Annotated in this window: 18 protein-coding genes, 1 tRNA gene and 1 pseudogene; 11 read left to right on the forward strand and 9 right to left on the reverse strand. The window is 51.2% G+C overall.

The features are described from left to right. Nucleotides 1-26 precede the first annotated feature (26 nt). Together coaE and ABH899_RS06270 are read left to right on the forward strand one after the other, a co-directional pair. Nucleotides 27-620, forward strand: coding sequence for a dephospho-CoA kinase (gene coaE, locus ABH899_RS06265; RefSeq protein WP_369994890.1), 594 nt, complete (start codon nt 27-29; stop codon nt 618-620). Continuing rightward, nucleotides 620-1,198: a lytic transglycosylase domain-containing protein gene (locus ABH899_RS06270; protein ID WP_009671476.1), complete on the forward strand. Its 579-nt coding sequence runs from the start codon at nt 620-622 to the stop codon at nt 1,196-1,198. The genes coaE and ABH899_RS06270 overlap by 1 nt, the downstream gene beginning before the upstream one ends. A 72-nt stretch (nt 1,199-1,270) precedes the next feature. On the opposite strand, the gene ABH899_RS06275 is transcribed toward ABH899_RS06270, so the two are convergent. Then, nucleotides 1,271-1,501, reverse strand: coding sequence for an alpha/beta-type small acid-soluble spore protein (locus tag ABH899_RS06275; RefSeq protein ID WP_009671472.1), 231 nt, complete (start codon nt 1,499-1,501; stop codon nt 1,271-1,273). 111 nt (nt 1,502-1,612) lie between these two features. Here ABH899_RS06275 and nrdR point away from each other — a divergent pair, with 111 nt between their 5' ends. The 3 genes from nrdR to ABH899_RS06290 all read left to right on the forward strand — a co-directional run bounded on the left by nrdR (nt 1,613) and on the right by ABH899_RS06290 (nt 3,722). Then, nucleotides 1,613-2,095, forward strand: coding sequence for a transcriptional regulator NrdR (gene nrdR / locus ABH899_RS06280; RefSeq protein ID WP_326056208.1), 483 nt, complete (start codon nt 1,613-1,615; stop codon nt 2,093-2,095). A 187-nt stretch (nt 2,096-2,282) separates the two neighbouring features. Next, nucleotides 2,283-2,894, forward strand: a complete 612-nt coding sequence (locus ABH899_RS06285; RefSeq protein ID WP_369994893.1) for a YuzF family protein — start codon at nt 2,283-2,285, stop codon at nt 2,892-2,894. Between the two features lie 180 nt (nt 2,895-3,074). After that, the gene (locus ABH899_RS06290; protein ID WP_369994896.1) at nt 3,075-3,722 is read left to right on the forward strand and encodes an FMN-dependent NADH-azoreductase; all 648 of its coding nucleotides are present in this window, start codon (nt 3,075-3,077) and stop codon (nt 3,720-3,722) included. A 97-nt stretch (nt 3,723-3,819) separates the two neighbouring features. Here the strand turns inward: ABH899_RS06290 and ABH899_RS06295 are convergent, their stop codons facing one another. After that, nucleotides 3,820-4,272, reverse strand: a complete 453-nt coding sequence (locus tag ABH899_RS06295; RefSeq protein ID WP_369994897.1) for a DUF441 domain-containing protein — start codon at nt 4,270-4,272, stop codon at nt 3,820-3,822. 193 nt (nt 4,273-4,465) lie between these two features. On the opposite strand from ABH899_RS06295, the gene ABH899_RS06300 reads away from it, so the two are divergent. Continuing rightward, nucleotides 4,466-4,801 carry a ribosomal protein L7/L12 gene (locus ABH899_RS06300; RefSeq protein ID WP_369994899.1) on the forward strand — a complete coding sequence of 112 codons (336 nt, stop codon included), beginning with the start codon at nt 4,466-4,468 and terminating at the stop codon, nt 4,799-4,801. A 93-nt stretch (nt 4,802-4,894) separates the two neighbouring features. On the opposite strand, the gene ABH899_RS06305 is transcribed toward ABH899_RS06300, so the two are convergent. From ABH899_RS06305 to ABH899_RS06320, 4 genes are all read right to left on the reverse strand, one after another. Further along, nucleotides 4,895-5,890, reverse strand: coding sequence for an ABC transporter substrate-binding protein (locus ABH899_RS06305; protein WP_369994902.1), 996 nt, complete (start codon nt 5,888-5,890; stop codon nt 4,895-4,897). A 100-nt stretch (nt 5,891-5,990) separates the two neighbouring features. Then, nucleotides 5,991-6,821, reverse strand: coding sequence for a helix-turn-helix domain-containing protein (locus ABH899_RS06310; protein WP_369994905.1), 831 nt, complete (start codon nt 6,819-6,821; stop codon nt 5,991-5,993). A gap of 286 nt (nt 6,822-7,107) precedes the next feature. Further along, the gene (locus ABH899_RS06315) at nt 7,108-7,770 is read right to left on the reverse strand and encodes a FusB/FusC family EF-G-binding protein (RefSeq protein WP_369994907.1); all 663 of its coding nucleotides are present in this window, start codon (nt 7,768-7,770) and stop codon (nt 7,108-7,110) included. A gap of 306 nt (nt 7,771-8,076) precedes the next feature. Next, entirely contained in the window at nt 8,077-8,511 is a 435-nt protein-coding gene (locus ABH899_RS06320; protein ID WP_369994909.1) for an Lrp/AsnC family transcriptional regulator, read from the reverse strand. Between the two features lie 146 nt (nt 8,512-8,657). Here ABH899_RS06320 and ABH899_RS06325 point away from each other — a divergent pair, with 146 nt between their 5' ends. Both ABH899_RS06325 and ABH899_RS06330 read left to right on the forward strand, forming a co-directional pair. Beyond that, nucleotides 8,658-9,659 carry an oxidoreductase gene (locus ABH899_RS06325; protein WP_369994912.1) on the forward strand — a complete coding sequence of 334 codons (1,002 nt, stop codon included), beginning with the start codon at nt 8,658-8,660 and terminating at the stop codon, nt 9,657-9,659. A gap of 91 nt (nt 9,660-9,750) precedes the next feature. Next, nucleotides 9,751-10,160, forward strand: a pseudogene (locus tag ABH899_RS06330) (Rpn family recombination-promoting nuclease/putative transposase); the annotation flags it as partial. Between the two features lie 218 nt (nt 10,161-10,378). Here ABH899_RS06330 and ABH899_RS06335 read toward each other — a convergent pair. Together ABH899_RS06335 and ABH899_RS06340 are read right to left on the reverse strand one after the other, a co-directional pair. Continuing rightward, entirely contained in the window at nt 10,379-11,098 is a 720-nt protein-coding gene (locus ABH899_RS06335) for an SDR family NAD(P)-dependent oxidoreductase (protein WP_369994914.1), read from the reverse strand. Nucleotides 11,099-11,672: 574 nt separating this feature from the next. Beyond that, a tRNA-Ala gene (locus ABH899_RS06340) sits at nt 11,673-11,745 on the reverse strand. Between the two features lie 191 nt (nt 11,746-11,936). On the opposite strand from ABH899_RS06340, the gene ABH899_RS06345 reads away from it, so the two are divergent. The 3 genes from ABH899_RS06345 to ABH899_RS06355 all read left to right on the forward strand — a co-directional run bounded on the left by ABH899_RS06345 (nt 11,937) and on the right by ABH899_RS06355 (nt 13,283). Beyond that, nucleotides 11,937-12,284: a hypothetical protein gene (locus ABH899_RS06345; protein WP_231392164.1), complete on the forward strand. Its 348-nt coding sequence runs from the start codon at nt 11,937-11,939 to the stop codon at nt 12,282-12,284. Between the two features lie 66 nt (nt 12,285-12,350). Beyond that, nucleotides 12,351-12,854, forward strand: a complete 504-nt coding sequence (locus ABH899_RS06350) for a VanZ family protein (protein WP_369994915.1) — start codon at nt 12,351-12,353, stop codon at nt 12,852-12,854. A gap of 63 nt (nt 12,855-12,917) precedes the next feature. Then, nucleotides 12,918-13,283, forward strand: a complete 366-nt coding sequence (locus tag ABH899_RS06355) for a hypothetical protein (protein WP_369994917.1) — start codon at nt 12,918-12,920, stop codon at nt 13,281-13,283. A 333-nt stretch (nt 13,284-13,616) separates the two neighbouring features. Here ABH899_RS06355 and ABH899_RS06360 read toward each other — a convergent pair whose 3' ends face one another. Further along, nucleotides 13,617-13,910, reverse strand: a complete 294-nt coding sequence (locus ABH899_RS06360) for a hypothetical protein (RefSeq protein WP_009671468.1) — start codon at nt 13,908-13,910, stop codon at nt 13,617-13,619. Nucleotides 13,911-14,086 lie beyond the last annotated feature (176 nt).

The raw sequence follows: 14,086 nt of genomic DNA on the forward strand, positions 1-14,086 counted from the left end.
TGTGATTGACGTGGGAGTCGAGTGAAATGAATATAGGACTCACGGGAGGTATCGCCTGCGGCAAAAGCACGGTCTCGGCCATGCTTGTCCGCCGCGGTGCGATTCTTATAGACGCCGACCGGATCGCGCGCGAAGTGGTAGAGCCGGGGAGCCCCGTTCTGGCTCAGGTCGCCGCGCATTTCGGACAAGATATGCTGCTGCCGGATGGCTCGCTCCACCGTAAAAGACTGGGCGAGACGGTTTTCGGGAACGAAGAGGCCCGGAAAGCGCTCGAAGATCTTTTGCATCCGTCCATCCGTGCTCTCATGAAAGAAAGAATGGCCGCCGCGGAGCGTGAATTTCCGGACAAGCTTGTCGTGGTGGACGTGCCTTTGCTCTACGAATCGGGACTTCAAAGCATGTTTTCGTCCGTTATGGTCGTTTATGTGCCGAGAGAAGTTCAGTTGAGGAGACTGATGGAGCGGGACGGGCTAAACGCCGAACAGGCGGAATCCCGGCTTGCGGCCCAGTGGCCCATTGAACGAAAAAAAGAGCTCGCGGATAGTTGTATCGACAATTCGGGGACCCTGGAGCAGACGGAGCGGCTTGTCGAGCGGTTCTGGCTTCAAAGGGGGCTGTAATGAAGCTTCTGCGGAAAAAGCGGGTATTCGCCCTGCTGCTGCTCGGATTTGTGTTTCTTCTGTTCAGCAACGGACTTTTTATCGGGCAGATGATCTATCCCATTCACTATCGTGAAGAAATCCGGCAGAATGCCGCACAGTACCAGGTCGATCCGTTTCTGATTGCGGCTATTATCAAAGTGGAGACGAATTTCAACCACGACCGGGAATCCAAAAAAGGAGCCGTCGGCATCATGCAGCTCATGCCCGATACAGCGGAATGGATTCGCGAAACGTCCAATACGAAATCGGCCGATTTCCGCGATCCGAAGCATAATATCCAGCTTGGCTCCTGGTACCTGGCTTGGCTGAACAAGCAGTACAAGGGAAACTGGCTTTATTCCATAGCCGCGTATAACGCGGGTCAGGGAAACGTCAGCAAATGGAAAAACAACGGCGTCTGGGACGGGACGGAAGAAACCATCAAGAAGATCCCGTTCGGCGAAACCCGGCATTATGTACAGAGGGTGCTGTATTATCAGCAGAAATTCAAGAAGCTATACGGCGAGGAATGGAATCAAAGCGCGGGAAGCAAATAAAGAAGCACCGAACCCGGCGGGTGTAGCCGCCGGATCCGATACTTCCATGTGTTGCTTGGTTTCCGCTAGAAGTTAGCGGGATTGGCCTTGACCGGCCAGTTGTTGTTCGGCGATTTGCACCAGTCTACGAGTAATGTGACCCCCGATAGCACCCGTGTCGCGAGTAGCCATGTTACCGTAGTAACCGTCTTGAGGAATCGCAATACCCAGCTCTTGGGCAACTTCATATTTCAGCTGATCCAAAGCTTGGTTAGCTTGTGGAACAACCAGTACGTTGCTGCTGCGAGATTGTCCTGCACCCATTTCTGTTCACCTCCTTGTCGTCGGTAGAACTATTATGTGCGTTTTTGTAAGCTTGATAACAAGCAACATTTGGGAGAAAAAATAAAGAACGGACGAGAGGAGGAATCCCCAATGAAATGCCCGTTTTGCGAGCACAACGGCACGAAAGTACTGGACTCCCGTTCGGCTAACGACAACAAATCGATCCGCCGGCGCAGAGAATGCGAGAAGTGCCAGCGGCGGTTTACGACGTTCGAGATGGTGGAGGAAACGCCTCTTATCGTCATCAAAAAAGACGGCAGCCGCGAGGAATTTAACCGCGACAAAATTTTGCGCGGGTTAATCCGAGCCTGCGAGAAACGTCCGGTGTCCGTGGACCGGCTGGAGCAAATTGTCTCCGAGGTTGAAATGCAGGTCCGCAACATGGCTCACGCGGAAGTGGACAGCATGAGGATCGGAGAACTCGTGATGGAGCAGCTTTATCCGGTCGACGAAGTGGCCTATATCCGCTTTGCGTCCGTGTACAGGCAGTTTAAAGATATCAACATGTTCCTGAAGGAACTGGAGCAAATTCTAGGCAAAACGAATTTGAGCGCATTGAAACCGGACGGTTAGAGGCCGGGACAAGCTTGCAGGGCTTTCTTCTTTAAAAGAGGAAAGCCTTTTTGCCGTATAGTCGCGGTAAAAGGCCCGAATACAGGCATATGCCGCGCAGCCGACGAAAACAGCCGGAAGACAACAGGCATATCTTCGCATCCGCCGCCATATGTTTCAGGGTGGAACGGCCAAAGGAGGCGACGATATGTCGAGTACGCAAGGAAACGGGCAGGGAGTCCCGTGGGGGTTCGGGAAACCCGAAGTTCCCGATTACACGAAAGTGACGCAGGGGCAGGCGCAGCTGCCGGGGTATCCGCTCCAACCGGGGTCTCCGTTCGGCGGCGGGGTCAATCAACCCCCGGGCAATCAGGGTCAGCCGCCGGGAGGGCTGACCGGCGCTTTTCCGCCGCCGGGAGCTTATCCGGGGAGCTTCGGCTCAGCCGACGGCTGGTCCGGACAGGGGGGCTTCCCTCCCGGTTTTCAACCGGGTGGCGGAGGTTTCGCGCCTTTCCCTCAAGGAGGCTTCGGATCGGTCGGCGGAGGAGCGGAGCCGGGGGGCTACGGCGCCCTTGAGGCGGGCGTCCCTTACGGAGGCGGAGGCGTACCGGTCGCGGTGCCGCAGCCTTTTTTCAGCATCGATCCCTATGTGTATCAGACGCTCAAAAGGATTGTCGGCAGAGGCGTCGTGGTAGAAACGGTCCGCGGCAGCAACCGGGGTGTTCTGACGGACGTGAAACCGGATCATGTCGTGGTTCAGGAGGACGGAAAGAAATTTTTTATCCGGACGGCCCAAATCATTTGGGTGATGCCGGAGTAGAACCTTATCGGAGCCTAAGATCCGCCGGATTCCGGCGGTTTTTTGTGTGCATCGAATCAAAAAAATTATATAGCTGCTTTACAAAATAAAGTAGCCGTGATAATATACTTACATAAAGTAAGTTGTTGAATACAAGTTAGCTGATATAAATATTCGAAATCCGACTAGGAGGAAATCAAAATGAACAAATTATTATATATCACGGCGAATCCAAGAGGGGTGGACCGTTCTTTCGGTCTTCAGGTCGGGGAGCATTTTCTGGAGGCGGTGTCGAAAGAAAATCCGGGTCTTCAAGTGGAACGCGTAGATGTGTACGAAGAGCATATTCCCCTTATTGACGCCGATGTCCTGAACGGCTGGGATAAGCTGCGTGCCGGTGAAGCGCTGAACGAAACGGAAGCCGCTGCCATCAACCGGATGAATGAAGTGCTGGAGCAGTTTTTGTCGGCCGACGGCTACGTATTCGTCACTCCGATGTGGAACCTGAGTTACCCGCCGATGCTGAAAGCTTACATCGACAACATCGCGATTGCGGGAAAAACGTTCCGTTATACCGCGAACGGACCCGAAGGGCTCATGACCGGCAAAAAAGTCGTTCATATCCAGGCGCGCGGAGGCATATATTCCGAAGGGCCGGCAGCGGACTTTGAATTTACCGACAAATATCTGCGCGGAATTATGGCGTTCATCGGGATCACGGACTACGAGCATGTCTATGTGGAAGGCATCGCGGCTTACCCGGACAAAGCGGAAGAGCTTGTGCAGGGCGCCAAAACAAGAGCTGCGGAAACAGCCGCTCAGTTTGCGAAAACCCCATCGCGAGTATAAACTTACTCCTTGCGGTGTTCCCATATAAACGCAAAAAACTGCCCCTTTATGAAGGGCAGTTTTTTGCGTTTGGAGTCGGCGGTCCGTCGGTAACGGCTCAGCCTTTGCCGATGAGAAGAGAGAGCAGCCCGGCCGCAATCAGAGGGCCGACGGGAACGCCGCGGAACAGGGCAACGCCGAGCACGGTGCCGATAAGCAGTCCGGCTACCACATTCGGCTGGTTCGTCATGAGTAGGGCGCCCCGGCCGCCCAGGTAAGCAACGGTGATGCCGATCAGCACGGCCAAAAGCGATTTCCAGTGCATAAAGGACTGGAAAATGGTCTGGACGGGCATTTTGCCGCTGGCAATCGGCGTCATGACCCCAATAGTCAAAATGACGACGCCGATTATAAGTCCGTATTTTTCCAAAAAGGGAAAGGCTTGATGTACATTCATCACCCGCAAGAGCAGGAGAACGAGCATGGCAATCGTAACGGTCGAATTGCTGCTGAGCAGCCCGAGAAGGGCCAAACCGAGTAGCAGGATGGAAGGCATGTCCACTTGGACCATCTTCAAATTCCCCTTTAGGTCTTTTTTGTTTCCATTGTAAAGCATTGAAGCCGCGTCAACAAGGAAGGGACCGGTCAGGAAGAATGCCGAAAGCCGAAAGCCGCTGTGAGATCTCCCGAGGTGATATGGTATACTTTTCATATATATGGGCAGGTGATCCAAAACCGGCCCCTGGCGAAAGGAGCATGATTCCATGGAAACGATTGAAATGATAGCGATCGGGGCGCTCGTTCTCGCACTGCTGCTGCTGATTAAAGTATTCAGCCTTCAAAGCCGGGTCAACGCCATCCAATCCGATCTGGAGTGGCTGAAAGGACGGGCGGAAGGCCAGATGATAAACCGGTTAAAGCCGTCGACGGCCGCCCGGTCCGATAAGCCCGCTTCCGAGCAGAGGCCTCTCCTTGACGAAAGAGTGCATCACTTGCTTGCACAAGGCGAAAAAATCAAAGCGATCAAAATAGTGAGAGCGGCACACGGGATCGGATTGAAGGAAGCCAAAGATTATGTGGAGAATCTGGAGCGCGGCTAGCTTACAGTCGTGATCCGCTTGCAGCGCGGCGTCGCGCTTTTTCCCGTAATGGACGAGGACACCAGAAGCCGTAACCCGGGGTCCAGGGGTCGATCAAAATTTTGAAGCATTGTTCAGCAGGCTGTTCGTGACATAATCCAGTTGAGCGCTCAGCGAGTAAAGGTCGGTGTAATAAAACAAGCCGAACGGCGCTTCGATTATACGGCCGGCTTTAACGGCGGGAATTCTGTTCCAGACCGGGTGATCCATAAGATTGTCCATTCCTTCCCAGGTGCTGCGCAGCACGAAATCTCCGATATATTGAGGAATCACTTCCAGAGAGACCGTTTCGCTTTCCACGTCTTTCGCAAGATCGATTTTCTTCTGGATGATCTCCGGAGCTTTCATCCCCAAATAATCGTAGACAATTTGAGAACCGCGCCCGTAATGCTTGCTTTCAATAACCATCATCCCTTTTCTCTCGCCCTCTACGATGGATACAGTCTTATCCAGAATTCCGGCTGCCTGAAGTTTCTCCCTGCTTGCCTTAACCTTGTCGTTAAACGCCTCCATAAACTGATCGGCTTCTTTCTTTTTGCCGAAAATTTCCCCGAGCTTTTGTATCCGTGCCTCTGTTGTTATCTGGTCTGCGGGGATGAAAACAGTTGGGGCGATATCCTTTAATTTTTTGTAGCTGTTTTCAGAGGAGACGATAATCAGATCCGGTTCGAGGGACAACACGGCTTCGGGGTTGGCTTCGTCCCAGTGGCCCAGCGATTGTACACCCTTTAATTGCTCTGAAAAAGCGGCCCCGTCATATATTTCGGATATGCCGACCGGATTAACCCCGAGGGCAACGACATCGCCCAGCATGTACAAAACAACGACACGTTTGGGCTCCGCCGGAACGACTACATCTCCTTTAACCGTTGAAACGGTGCGAGTCTCCGTACTTATCTTATCGGGATAAGGGGAAGCGGATGCCGATACATTCGTCGTTGATGCAGAGGAATTGGATGCCGGGTTTACCCCTCCCGAGCAAGCGCTAAGCAGTAATGTCAAGCTGATCAGTGTTCCGAGGATCAATGATGATTTTTTTATTCTTTTCATAGTAAGAAAGCCTCCGTCGCTATAATGGCAATGATTATCATTATCACTATAACGGCGTAAGTTGAGCAGGCCAATGGACGATCTGGAAATGGCCGATGGATTATCTTGCCTGTTCCTGATAACGAGAGGGAGACAAACCCGTGTATTTCTTGAACAGCCGGCTGAAGTAGTACTCGTCTGAATACCCTACGTGTTCCGCAATTACCCCCAAAGTCTCATCTGTCTCCGAGAGCAGCTTCCTGGCTTCGTTAATGCGGTATTGAATCAAATACTCGATCGGACTCGTTCCGGTTTGTTGTTTGAATTTCATGGACAGATAGCGGGGACTGTATTTGTACTGACGGGCAAGGAGATCTAGAGAAATTACCTCATGGTAATGAGTATGAAGGTACTGGGTTACCATGGACACGAGATCTTTCTGACCGTTGTCGGACTCGGCCGCAATCCTATGATGCATGACTTCATGAACAAATTGATAAAACATTCCTTTAATTTGTAAACTTCCAAGGCTGCCGGAACTTTTCAATGTCCGCTTCATCGACGACATTAAAATGAACAGGGTACGCGGTTCGTCAGGCTCGAATCCGTACTGGATTTCGAACGGGCTCCTCTGCTCCAGCCAATCCCTTAATTTTCTCCAGTTTGTGAACGCTAGCTTAGCTTTGTAGAAAAGCAGGTAAAATTCATATTCTTCCTTTGCTTCGATCTCCAAATTCATTCCTTTGGCACCGTGAAGCAAATAATATTGCCGTGTCCGGTGAACGACGCCATCCAACTGAAGATTCGCGGCCCCCCGGGTTCCGTATATATATGCGCTTGCAGGCAGGCGGTAATCCTCCAGCCGTTCTCCCGGATTCATAACCGTGTGTCTGATATCGAAAATTTTAATTGCGGTTTGATTCCATATGGCCACTTGTTCATCGAATTTCATGACGGGTCTCCTCTGAGGCGCAGCTTTCCAATAGTATAATTGAAAATGATTCTCAATAAAAGAGGAGAGAGACTTAACTTTCTTACTTATCCGGGTAGCGATGGCGTTCCTGCGAAAGAAACGCCATATTGGCAAGCATTCCGCGGGCTTCGGACCGTTTTTCCTTCCCAAACGCCAAGAGCCCGCCAACAGGGCGGGCTCCGGATGTTTATTCCTTCTTGCGTGTCTTTACGCTTCCTTCAGGATGCTTAAGAACAAGACGATCAAAATGGACAGGAGGACTAGGTTAAGATTCAGTATATCCAACTACCTCACGGACAAATTTGTCGAGGGTAGTGACATTCGTGATGTTCTGGTTGCAGACGGTACTGTCTACACACAGATAGTTCCCGATCGCCTTGTAGTAATCGGAAGAGGCCTTGGCCGGTCTTGATTTCGTGACCGCGGTAAACAGCGCGACTTCTTCGTGCTTGTTGCACAGAAAGCAAACGCCTTTGTTCGCCGGTGTATATCGTCCTTCGATGCCGATCAGTTTCCCGTTCAACGGGTAGACGAGAAACAATTTATTCGTCGCGATGTCGGTCCAGCCCAGATAAGTGACATAGCGGTAGTCGATTTCGGACAGGTCGGGAATCTTCAGTTTCTTATTCTTCGGAAAAAGTTTGGCGAGCTGCTTTCCCGTCAGTGCCGGGAACGGCGCCAAGTAAGATTCCAGCGATTCCGGAAAAAGCTTGAAGTCTTCTGCGGTGCGCAATCCCGAAATCTTCTCCAGCAGTTGTTTTTGAAAGCCGTCTGCGTCCGGAAATGCTTCAAGCAGTTTGAACGGAGCGCTGGCTTTTACCGATTCCACGACTTTCGGGTCGGAAACGGTTTCGTGGGTTTTCTGAAGCAGAAGGCTCTGCTTTTTAATGACATTATATTGATGGTTTCTAATGAATGGTTGAATCATGCTCTCAGCCCCTTATTTTTTGTCCAAACTAAAAAATAAGCGCAAAGCCCATTATTAGAAACGATATTAGCTATTCCGGGCGACTATGTTATCGTGAACCGTCCGCCCATGCAAAGTATCGCCCCATAATCAGGCTTCGCATGAGCCGCTTCTTGTACCGGCAAATTGATTTGCCATTTGTACCGACCTCCTTTTACCCGACCATTATAAAGGCACACGGGCATTGCTGCAAGGCCGAAAACAGCTATAAAAAAATTTTGCCCGGGTGAAGGCAATCCTTCCTCTTTTCTGGCGTTTAGCGCAGCATTACAGGTCGCTCTTTACTAGACTTTTATCCTCAAATGCGGTCGAAAGCACAATTAAAGTCGTTGAAAAGCCGAAAGCGCTGCATTCATCGAGAAAACCGGTCAACGATTCCGTCGTTTCGCTCAGCACTTTCATTAAAAAGTTATACTCCCCGCTGATCCTATAGAGATCGACGATCTCAGGAGATTTTTCGCTGAAAGCGGCGAAGCCTTTGCAATCGGTCGTTTTGAACAAAACAAACGCCGTGGTCTGCTTGCCGAGCTTCGGGGGAGAAAGCTTTGCGCGGTAGCCCGTAATAACTCCCTGCTCTTCTAATTTCCGCAGTCTTTCGGTTACGGCCGGCTGTGACATTGCGATCTTCCGGCTCATCTCGGAGACGGGGATCCGGGCATTTTCGTGCATCAAAGATAAAATTTTCGAGTCGATTTGATCCATGGAAGAAGCACCTCATTATTAAAGGGAATGGAAAGCATATAACTTGATAACTTAGTTATTCAAACTGATGTTCCTTAATAATACTATGTGACCCGGGTGAATTTCATTATAAAATGTCATTAATCAATTGCGAAGGAGAATGAGAGATGACAAAGACCTTAAATGACCCGATAACTATCGGCGGAATCACATTAAAAAACCGGCTGATCATGGCGCCGCTGCAGCAGTATAAAGGAACCCCCGAAGCATTTGCAGCCGGACACCACATCGAGCATTACGGGCGCAGAGCGAAGCATGTGGGACTTATCGTTTTGGAATCGACGGCAGTTTCTTCGAATGGAAGACTGTGGGCAAACGATATCGGCATCTATACGGACCGGCACGTGGAGGCGCTGCGGAAAGTGACGGATGCCGTCCATGCGCACGATACCCCGGTCTTTATCCAATTGTCCCACGGGGGAAGAAAATCTTCGCCGGAGGTTACGGCTACATTGGTTGCGCCGAGTGCGATTGCATTCGACGATCAATACGGCATGCCGCAAGAACTGTCGGCAGAGGGCATTCATAACATCATCCAGGAGTACCGTATGGCGGCAAGGCGCAGTGTAGAAGCGGGATTTGACGGAATTGAGCTTCACGCGGCGCATGGGTTTTTGATTCACCAGTTTTTATCGCCTCTGTCGAATGTGCGGACCGATGCCTATGGAGGAAGTTCCGAGAACAGAGCGAGGTTTTTGAAGGAGGTTCTTGCCGCGGTAAGAGGAGAAGTGGGCAGAAACTATCCGGTCATCGTTCGGATTTCGGCCACCGACTACAGCGAGGGCGGACTGATCCCTGAGGAATGGGCACGCATGTTAAAGCCCCTTGAGTCCGAACTGGACGCTATCCATGTGTCTTCGGGCGGGGTTCTCCCGGTGCAGCCCAGCGACGTATACACCGCGTATCAGCTGCCTCATGCGGCAGCGATCAAGCAGCACTTCGAAATTCCGGTCATTGCCGTCGGGAAGATTTATACCCGGAGTCTTGCCGACCGCATCCTTGAGGACGGATTGGCGGACGTTATCGCGATCGGCCGCCCTCTTTTGGAAGATCCGGATTACGCGGAGGGGTTGTTGACGGTGAGGGAGACGGCCGGGAACGCCGGTTAAGCCGGGTTAAAGGGAGCGATTTCCCGAAAAGGAAGCAAGTTCTTCGAACGTTCCATAGTTTCGATCACCAAGGCGCTCTACGGAGTGCCTAGAGAAGGCTGCTCCGGTTGAAGGCGGTCTGATCAACTGGCTGTTGTTCTTGAAGGGTGTGGACAAAACTAATTGGGAGGTCTGAAAATGAATGAACCTACTTTGAAAAAAGCCATGGATACGTTGGAATTTCTGAGCCAGGACCGGGAAGCCCGCCGATTATATGAAGAACGGCAGAAGTATTTGCACGATGAAGCTTCCATGATTGAATGGGCGACGGAAAAAGGCATGGCTAAAGGCATGGCTAAAGGCATGGCCCAAGGTATGGCTGAAGGAATAGCCGAAGGAGAGAAAAAGAAGGCTGTCCAAATTGCAAAAAATATGCTTGCCTTGGGGCTTCAAATTTCAGTCATCGCCAAAGCGAGCGGTCTATCTGAAGATGAAGTTCAATCGTTAAAATCGGTTCAATAGAGCAACGATCACTTAGGGATTCTTCCGCGCGGACTGAATCCGTGGGTTTCGGTCGATGGTAAAACAATAAAAAGCACTCCAGCGAGTGCTTTTTGTCTTATATAGTGCTTAGGGGGATGCCGGGTCTTTGATTAAACGGCTGACGAAGCTAAACTCGGCGCAGCATTCTAGCGGAAGATCGGACGCCGTGCCCTCCACGGAAGTAACTCTGGGCCGTATTATGCATTCAAATCCGTCATTGCTGGAATATGAATTTCTTTAACACAGGAAACCCTAGAGAGGTTGACGACGCATTTTACAATTGAGACAATATCCTGTACAGGAATTCTTGTGCCGCTATATTCAGCAATCGCTTTGTCCGCACCATCCTCATAAGGAATTTCTGCTGCCAGCTCGCCCGGATTCACACAAGTGACCGCAATACCATCCTTCCGAACATGCTCTCGCAGTGCATGAGTAATGCCACGCAGACCGAACTTGGAAGCTACAAATGATACCTGGTTGTTATTCGTATGGTCCAGTCCTGCTGTGGAGCCAATTAGAATAATTTTACCCGCTTCTGATTTGCGAAGATTAGGCAGTGCAGCCTGTATGCAGGTAATTGTTGAAGTTATATTCACATTTATAATGTTGGCAATGTCACTCGTCTCATCCTTGTCAAAAGTATATTGAACCTCAAACCCTTCTTTCTCCCAAATTCCTACGTTATAAACTAGAACATCGATCTTCTCCGTTTGAATGCCGTTTGATATGACTTGCGCGGCATCCGGCTGCGCCAGATCTGCAGCAATCCATATCCGCTTTATGCCATCATTGAGATCCAGACTGCCCGGCCTGCTTCTAGAGACGATCCATACTTGATCACCATGTTCAGGCAAACCTTTCACAAATGCATCTCCTAGACCCTTACTCGCCCCAAAAATAAGATAGCTTCTCATACTGTATCCTTTCCCCATGTTAATCATTCTATTTTAATATCATATTCAAGTGTACTATACTAGCTACGGACTCTCCACTGCTCGCAGGATTGATCCAATGTCAAGGTGGAGCCTAGGGGGATATGCCTCGCAAGCACTCGGCTATCCACCAGGGGATGTCCAAATCTTGATCTAAACGGCTGACGAAGCTAACACGAAGCAGCATTCTAGCGGAAGATTCGGACGCCGTGCTCCTCCACGAAGTAAAGCTCCGAAGCCTATTCACTCGGTCCGTGCGCGCGGACTGAACCCCTGGGGTTCGGCCCCACTGGCTCAAACAACAAAAAAAGCACTCCGAAGAGTGCTTTTTTGTCTTATATGGAGCCTAGGGGGATGTCCAAATCTTGATCTAAACGGCTGACGAAGCTAACTCGGCGCAGCATTCCAGCGGAAGATTCGGACGCCGTGCTCCTCCACGAAGCGAAGCTCCGAAGCGTACTCACTCGTTCCGTCCGCGCGGACTGAACCCCCGGGGTCCGGCCCCGCTGGCTCAAAAAACAAAAAAGCACTCCGAAGAGTGCTTTTTTGTCTTATATGGAGCCTAGGGGGATCGAACCCCTGACCTCATCGCTGCCAGCGATGCGCTCTCCCAGCTGAGCTAAGGCCCCGTATCATACCCGTGATTTGTATTATACATAGATCCGGGGCTCAAAGCAAGACAAGTCTTATTCCGGCCCAAGACACCCGAAAAAGTACTTTTTTTGACGTATTCACCCGGGGAACTTTGTTGTAAGAGGCCGCGTTTTCATGCTACCCTTAGGTCAGTATGCGTTCCGCCGGAACGTAATTTTTGGCAGGAGTGGTTCTATTGTCGAATAATACGCTCTACTGGGTGTTTACGATTCTGGTATTCGGAATCACGCTGGTCATGGGAATCGTCCTGATGCGGCGCACCCGTAAACTATGGCTTTCCTTTGGAATTTCGACTCTTTTCAATACGGTGATGACGGTTTTGGTCTGCCTCTGGTGGGCCCGTATTACGGATGACGCCTACAGTGTGCTGTTTCATAATGCGTTTTTCCTGCTGGGCTACTTCAATGTCATCATTATCGACTTTTTTGCTCTGGTGAGTATCCAAAGAAAGACATCGGGCGAAGGAGCCAAAAAACGCAAAAAAACATACGAAGAAGAATACGGGGACACCTGATTGTCCGACTGCTCGCAGTTGGGGGACAAATTCAGACAGTTCCTGCAAGGAGGCTGGCACAGAGACATGAAGCCCCGTTTACGCACGTATGGCTGGTGGCTGGCCGTGACGCTGGTGTGGATGATATTTATTTTCGCAAAATCCGCCGAGACGTACCAGGAGCAGGATATGCGGCCTTTTTTCCGGGAACTGGTTCAGGAGGATGTGCTCCGGCAGTGGATTCCCCAAGTGGAATTTACTTACGACGGCGGGCTGGTGACGTACAAAAAGCCGTATGATTTCGCCGAATTCATCATCCGTAAAGCTGGCCACGTATCGGAGTTCGCGCTGCTCGCTTTTCTCTGGATCCGCACGCTGCTGGCGATGAAAAGGCCTTTCTGGACCGCATGGCTGGCCGGCGGTTTTCTGGCCGTATTGTATGCCGCATCCGACGAATGGCACCAGAGCTTCGTTCCGGGACGGACAGGGCACGCCATTGACGTAGGAATGGACAGCGTGGGCGTGCTGCTGGTCATGGCCGTTTTCGCGGGAATCCGGCTGATCCGGGCCGGGAACGTTCGCAGCCGATAAAATACGCTCCTCCGGGCATACTACCTGCTAAAGGATACGATGCCAAAGACAGGAGAGAGAGCGATGACCTACATCAAGCACGCCAAAGTAACTCGCATTACAAATCACAAAGACGCCAAAGTAGCCGATGTCGAATTTGCGGTAGAGGGCTTTGACAAGCCGCTGCTGGCCAAGTTCGAAAAGCCTCATGGGGCATTGTCCTCAGGCAGCGCCGGAGAGGCGTCCTTCAAGCTGGGCCCGGTTTATCGCAACGACGCCGATCTGGCGCTGGATTGGTACAACAACAACTTGCATGACGCGTACGAGGACATTACCGCCGAGCTGCTTTCCAGTTCGACCAACATTTACGAGCTGCAAAAAGACCAGCTGGAAGCGAGGCTGCTGGAGCACAGCGACGTCAAGCGTGAACTCGAGGAAGGGACCTTTTAAACATCTCGGTTGACTCCCCTTCAGGTAATAGAGACGTGCGGAACCCGAGGCCGAGGAGTTTGGGCAAGCTCACTCGCCTCATTCCGAGCCCGAGCATCTTGAGCCGTTCAGGAGTTGTGCAGCTGCACAACTCCTTTTCACACTGCGCAGTTCCCGCGCGGTAAGGCCTCGCATGTCGGCGATCATTCACATACGGATGCCGCATGATGCCCGACTCCCGGCCTCTCCGCAGAACCCCGTCCCGTAAAAAAGATCGCTTTTCCGTCCGGAGGACGAAGAAGCGATCTTTTTAATTCCGACACGTCGCGGGAAAAGGAAGCCCTTGGCCGGAGGTTACTTAGTCCCTTTTTCCACTTGAACGGGCAATCCGTACTTAGGCGCAACCTGCTGATACCTCTTGTCCACCGTCTGCCAGCGGAACATGCCGATGAAGAACCCGATAAAGCAGAACACGATAAGCCGGATGGGCAGCCAGATCCCGATCAGTTCGCCGGTCAGCGAGTATTCCAGAAGCGAGACGAGAGCGGTCAGGACAAGTCCAACCGGGAGTGCGAAGTTGAGCATGACGTACATACCCGGACCTTTGCGCCGCATAACACTCCATTTACGCGCTTGTTGTTCATTCATATTCAGACCGAAATCCTTTCTGCGTGAGAATGCTGAGTCTAATTATACTAAAAAGAGGCCGGAAGCACACACCTCCTTCAGGAAAAATGTCCCGGCCTCCGCAGACGGCTGTCACAACAATGTCACACAAACAATTTCATGAGGTTTTTTGGAAATTATGGTACGATAAGTTGCGG

The organism is Paenibacillus sp. RC84 (genome assembly GCF_041260495.1).
GTDB lineage: Bacteria > Bacillota > Bacilli > Paenibacillales > NBRC-103111 > Paenibacillus_F.

Excerpts from the sequence above, each read along its gene's own strand:
- ABH899_RS06320 (WP_369994909.1), bottom strand. The coding sequence starts at position 8,511 with ATGGATCAAATCGACTCGAAAATTTTATCTTTGATGCACGAAAATGCC.
- ABH899_RS06290 (WP_369994896.1), top strand. The coding sequence starts at position 3,075 with ATGAACAAATTATTATATATCACGGCGAATCCAAGAGGGGTGGACCGT.
- ABH899_RS06325 (WP_369994912.1), top strand. The coding sequence starts at position 8,658 with ATGACAAAGACCTTAAATGACCCGATAACTATCGGCGGAATCACATTA.
- nrdR (WP_326056208.1), top strand. The coding sequence starts at position 1,613 with ATGAAATGCCCGTTTTGCGAGCACAACGGCACGAAAGTACTGGACTCC.
- ABH899_RS06355 (WP_369994917.1), top strand. The coding sequence starts at position 12,918 with ATGACCTACATCAAGCACGCCAAAGTAACTCGCATTACAAATCACAAA.
- coaE (WP_369994890.1), top strand. The coding sequence starts at position 27 with ATGAATATAGGACTCACGGGAGGTATCGCCTGCGGCAAAAGCACGGTC.
- ABH899_RS06360 (WP_009671468.1), bottom strand. The coding sequence starts at position 13,910 with ATGAATGAACAACAAGCGCGTAAATGGAGTGTTATGCGGCGCAAAGGT.
- ABH899_RS06285 (WP_369994893.1), top strand. The coding sequence starts at position 2,283 with ATGTCGAGTACGCAAGGAAACGGGCAGGGAGTCCCGTGGGGGTTCGGG.
- ABH899_RS06310 (WP_369994905.1), bottom strand. The coding sequence starts at position 6,821 with ATGAAATTCGATGAACAAGTGGCCATATGGAATCAAACCGCAATTAAA.
- ABH899_RS06270 (WP_009671476.1), top strand. The coding sequence starts at position 620 with ATGAAGCTTCTGCGGAAAAAGCGGGTATTCGCCCTGCTGCTGCTCGGA.
- ABH899_RS06275 (WP_009671472.1), bottom strand. The coding sequence starts at position 1,501 with ATGGGTGCAGGACAATCTCGCAGCAGCAACGTACTGGTTGTTCCACAA.
- ABH899_RS06300 (WP_369994899.1), top strand. The coding sequence starts at position 4,466 with ATGGAAACGATTGAAATGATAGCGATCGGGGCGCTCGTTCTCGCACTG.
- ABH899_RS06305 (WP_369994902.1), bottom strand. The coding sequence starts at position 5,890 with ATGAAAAGAATAAAAAAATCATCATTGATCCTCGGAACACTGATCAGC.
- ABH899_RS06350 (WP_369994915.1), top strand. The coding sequence starts at position 12,351 with ATGAAGCCCCGTTTACGCACGTATGGCTGGTGGCTGGCCGTGACGCTG.
- ABH899_RS06295 (WP_369994897.1), bottom strand. The coding sequence starts at position 4,272 with ATGGTCCAAGTGGACATGCCTTCCATCCTGCTACTCGGTTTGGCCCTT.
- ABH899_RS06335 (WP_369994914.1), bottom strand. The coding sequence starts at position 11,098 with ATGAGAAGCTATCTTATTTTTGGGGCGAGTAAGGGTCTAGGAGATGCA.
- ABH899_RS06315 (WP_369994907.1), bottom strand. The coding sequence starts at position 7,770 with ATGATTCAACCATTCATTAGAAACCATCAATATAATGTCATTAAAAAG.